Source organism: Curtobacterium sp. A7_M15 (assembly GCF_030705415.1).
In the GTDB taxonomy this organism is placed as follows: domain Bacteria; phylum Actinomycetota; class Actinomycetes; order Actinomycetales; family Microbacteriaceae; genus Curtobacterium.
The window spans coordinates 1-3,732 of sequence record NZ_JAUZED010000181.1 but is presented as its reverse complement, the minus strand read 5'-3'; the positions used below and the strand labels follow the sequence as shown (position 1 = coordinate 3,732).

3 protein-coding genes are annotated in these 3,732 nt (G+C 70.0%); 1 reads left to right on the top strand and 2 read right to left on the bottom strand.

Going from position 1 to position 3,732, the window contains the following annotated elements; all coding sequences use genetic code 11:
* Positions 1-1,286: phosphoglucosamine mutase (gene glmM / locus Q7F20_RS18010; RefSeq protein WP_305741433.1), on the top strand; the 1,286-nt coding region annotated here is incomplete at its 5' end.
* A 266-nt stretch (positions 1,287-1,552) separates the two neighbouring features.
* Here glmM and Q7F20_RS18005 read toward each other — a convergent pair.
* Positions 1,553-2,707: a hypothetical protein gene (locus tag Q7F20_RS18005; RefSeq protein WP_305741432.1), complete on the bottom strand. Its 1,155-nt coding sequence runs from the start codon at positions 2,705-2,707 to the stop codon at positions 1,553-1,555.
* A 59-nt stretch (positions 2,708-2,766) separates the two neighbouring features.
* Complete coding sequence (gene coaA / locus Q7F20_RS18000) at positions 2,767-3,711, bottom strand: type I pantothenate kinase (protein WP_305741431.1); 945 nt, start codon at positions 3,709-3,711, stop codon at positions 2,767-2,769.
* Positions 3,712-3,732: the final 21 nt, after the last annotated feature.

Genomic DNA, 3,732 nt, shown 5'->3' with positions numbered 1-3,732 from the left:
GCGCGGCCGTCCTCACACACGGACACCACGCGGACGCCCGTCGGGCGTCCGGTCGACCGCGCCCTCGTGCGGTCCTCGCGCGCGACCCGCGCGTCTCCGGCGAGTTCCTGGGTGCCGCGGTCGCGGCCGGGCTCGCCTCCGCCGGCGTCGACGTGCTCGACGCCGGGGTCATCCCCACCCCCGCTGCGGCGTTCCTCGTCGCGGACGTCGACGCCGACTTCGGCGTGATGATCTCCGCCTCGCACAACCCAGCGCCCGACAACGGGATCAAGTTCTTCGCCACGGGCGGCCGGAAGCTCCCGGACGAGGTCGAGGACCGCATCGAAGCGGCCATGCACGACCACTCCGCACCCACCCCGACCGGTGGCGACGTGGGCCGGATCACCCGGTTCGCCGACGCCGAGGACCGCTACGTCGTCCACCTGCTCGGCACGCTGCCGCACCGGCTCGACGGCATCCACGTCGTGCTCGACTGCGCGAACGGCGCTGCCGCGGGTGTCTCCCCCGAGGTGTTCGTCAACGCCGGGGCCCGCGTGACGCTGATCGGTGCCGACCCGGACGGCATGAACATCAACGACGGTGTGGGGTCCACCCACATCGACAACCTCGCCCGTGCGGTCCTCGAGCACGGCGCGGACGTGGGCATCGCCCACGACGGTGACGCGGACCGCTGCCTCGCGGTCGACGCCGCGGGCAACGCGATCGACGGCGACCAGATCATGGCGATCCTCGCGCTGTCGTTGCAGGAGCGCGGGCGCCTGGCGTCCGACACCCTCGTCGCGACCGTGATGTCGAACCTCGGGCTGAAGCGGGCGATGGCGGACGCGGGCATCACGATGCTCGAGACCGGCGTGGGCGATCGCTACGTCCTCGAGAAGATGACCGAGGGCGGGTACTCGCTCGGCGGCGAGCAGTCCGGCCACATCATCTTCAACGAGTTCGCGACCACCGGCGACGGCATCCTCACGGGGTTGCACCTCGTCGCCGAGATGGCGCGCACGGGCAAGACGCTCGAGCAGCTGGCGTCGTGCATGACGGTGTTCCCGCAGGTGCTCGTCAACGTGCGCGGGGTGGACCGGCACGGACTGGCCGACCAGGGCGTGCAGGACGCCGTCGCCGCCGCGACCGCCGAACTCGGCGACGCGGGGCGCGTGCTGCTCCGGCCGTCGGGCACCGAGCCCGTCGTGCGGGTCATGGTCGAGGCCGCGTCGCAGGCCGAGGCCGAGCGCATCGCCGAGGAGCTCGCCGCCGTGGTGCGCGAGCGCCTGGCGCTCGACGCGGCGTAGGCGCTCGACGCGGCGTAGGCGCTCGACGCGGCGTAGGTGCGCGTGGCCGGGCGCCCGGCGCTGCCCGGTGCTTCTGCGGTCTGCGCCCCCCGGTGGCCGGTGGGCCCCCCGCAGGCGCGGGGGGGGGGGCACCACCGGGGCTGGGGCGGGAGGGCGGTGCTTCTGCGGTCTGCGCCCCGCTGGGGCCGTTGCGCCCCGACTCTTCGGGGCGCGTTGACCACAGCGGGGCGCGGACGTGCAGGCCTCCCGTTGTTCGTCGGGTCGGGTCAGCGAGCGATGAGGGTGAAGGTGGTGTCGTCGGTGCCGGCGCTCGTGAGGGTGCGGGTGAAGGTGCTGCCGGTGATGGCGGCGCCGGTGGTGTAGCGCCAGTCGCCGGTTGCGTCGGCGGTGACGTTCATGAGGTACATCGACCCGGCGTAGACGTCGACGCGTGCACCGGGTTGAGCGGTGCCTTCGATCTTCTGCTTCTGTCCCTTGATGAAGGTCGTCGTGGTGACGGTGATCGGAGCGGTCTCGTTCTTCTCAGCAGTCAGGGTGAAGGTGACGTCGTCGGTGCCCCGGGTCTTGAGGATGCGGGTGAAGGTGTCGGTGGTGATCGGTGCGCCGGTGGTGTAGTTCCACGTGCCGTCGTTGTCGGCGGTGACGTTCATGAGGTACTTCGACCCGGAGTAGACGTCGACACGTGCGCCGGGTTGGGCGGTGCCTTCGATCTTCTGCCTCTGCCCTTGCACGAAGGTTCCCGTCGAGACGGTGATCGGTGCGAGGGACTGCTCCTCGGCGGTGAAGGTGACGGTGACGGGTTCGCGCTTGGGGGCGGTGATGGTGAGGGTGAACTGGTCGGTGTCGGTGGCGTACTCGTTGAGGTCGATCTGCCAGTGTCCGTCGGCGTCCGCGGTGACGGGGTTGACGAACTCGATGTCGTCGAGCTGGTACCGGATGGTGGTGTTCGCGGGTCCGGTGCCGTGGACGGTCGTGCCTTCGCCGCGGGTGTAGGTCGTCTCGGAGGTGACGGTCACCGGGGTGGGTGCGGCGTCCGGGGCGGCGGTGAAGGTGACGGTGACGGGTTCGCGCTTGGGGGCGGTGAGGGTGAGGGTGAACTGGTCGGTGTCGGTGGCGTACTCGTTGAGGTCGATCTGCCAGTGTCCGTCGGCGTCCGCGGTGACGGGGTCGACGAACTCGATGTCGTCGAGCTCGTACCGGATGGTGGTGTTCGCGGGTCCGGTGCCCTTGACGGTCAGGGCGTCGCCGCGCACGTACGTGGTGTCGGAGGTGATCTGGACCGTCGGTGTCGCTCTGACCGCGGAGGGGTTGCTCGAGACGGCACCAGCGGGACTCGCGTCCACCCCGAGCAGTGGCCCGGCGAGGAGTGCGGCGCCGGCGATGCCCGCTCCGATGCGACAGATGATGGGGGTGGCGAACATGGACATCCTCTCGTTGAGAATGTCAAATGTAGTATATCTTTACTGAGCGCTGGCCTCACTCAGATCTTGCGGAGCAGCACCGAGTTGACCGTGTGGTTCGCGCCCTTCTTGAGCACGAGCGTCGCCCGGGAACGCGTGGGCAGCACGTTCTCGATGAGGTTCGGCTCGTTGATCGCCCGCCACACCTCGGTCGCCGTGCGCACCGCGTCCTCGCGGGAGAGCGAGGCGAAGCGGTGGAAGAACGAGTCCGGGCTCGAGAACGCCTCTTCCTGCAGGGCGAGGAACCGGTCGACGTACCAGGACTCGATGTCCTTGGTCTTCGCGTCGACGTAGATCGTGAAGTCGAACAGGTCGGACAGCGCGAGCCGCCCGTGCACCGGCGGCGCGAGCACGTTCAGGCCCTCGACGATGAGGATGTCCGGCTGTCGCACCACGATCTCGGCATCCGGCACGATGTCGTACACGAGGTGCGAGTAGTACGGCGCACGGACCTCGGTCGCGCCGCTCTTCACCTGGCTCACGAAGCGCAGCAGGGCCCGGCGGTCGTAGGACTCCGGGAAGCCCTTGCGGTCCATGATCCCGCGGCGCTCGAGCTCGGCGTTGGAGTACAGGAAGCCGTCGGTGGTCACGAGCTCCACGCGCGGGGTGTCCGGCCAGCGCTTCGTCAGCTCGCGCAGCAGTCGCGCGACGGTCGACTTGCCGACGGCGACGGACCCGGCGACACCGATCACGAACGGTGTCCTGCTGGCGCGTTCCCCGAGGAAGCTCGACGTCGACGCGTGCAGGTTCCGCGCACCCGCCGCGTAGAGCGTCAGCAGGCGGGACAGCGGCAGGTAGACCTCCTGCACCTCCTGCATGTCGAGGCGGTCACCGAGGCCGCGCAGCTGCACGATCTCGGTCTCGGTGAGGGACAGGTGCTCCTTCGGAGCGAGCTGCGACCACTCGCCACGCGGGATCTCCACGAAGGGGGTCGGGTGCGCGACGGCGGTCTCCGGGATCGGCATGGGAACGAGCGTACAGACGGG

What these genes read in the sequence shown, in the direction of transcription:
- Q7F20_RS18005 (WP_305741432.1), bottom strand. Translation starts at nt 2,707, where the DNA reads ATGTTCGCCACCCCCATCATCTGTCGCATCGGAGCGGGCATCGCCGGC.
- coaA (WP_305741431.1), bottom strand. Translation starts at nt 3,711, where the DNA reads ATGCCGATCCCGGAGACCGCCGTCGCGCACCCGACCCCCTTCGTGGAG.